This is a genomic window from Faecalibacterium sp. An192, from assembly GCF_002160175.1.
Taxonomy (GTDB): domain Bacteria; phylum Bacillota; class Clostridia; order Oscillospirales; family Ruminococcaceae; genus Faecalibacterium.
Map to the genome: position 1 here is coordinate 1 of NZ_NFKB01000164.1, position 507 is coordinate 507.

General features: G+C 46.5%; 1 protein-coding gene. It reads left to right on the forward strand.

The genetic code is table 11. The features are described 5' to 3' along the window. Nucleotides 1–507 (forward strand): IS3 family transposase (locus B5F27_RS16435; RefSeq protein WP_144066590.1); only part of this gene is annotated, 507 nt, incomplete at both ends.

Below are 507 nucleotides of genomic sequence, written 5' to 3' on the forward strand. Positions count from 1 at the left end.
AAATCATCCATAACCCTAAAACGATCCTGCGAGTCATGAAAAAATACGGCTTATTGTCTGAAATCCGTCGCCGCAGACGTTGGCAGCAGATGGGTCAGCAGCTGCACAAATACCAGAATCTTCTCAATCGGAATTTTCACGCTGAAGCGCCAAACCGCAAATGGGTGACCGACATCTCCTATATTCAAACCAAACAAGGTGTACTGTATCTGTCTATGATCCGTGATTTGTACGACAACAGTATTGTGGCTTATAAAACTGCAACCCAGCAAACAGTCAACCTGGTTCTGGATACGATCCGCCAGGCAGTGCGCAGAGAAAAGAAGAAGGTCGCCGCGGAGTTACAGCTCCACAGCGACCAGGGGTTTCAGTATACTTCCCAAGCGTACTTTAACCTGACTAAAGAATACGGCATTACACCATCTATGTCAAGACGGGGAAATCCGTATGATAACGCGATGGCTGAAAATTTTTTCTCCATCCTCAAAACAGAGTGCATCTACCGCC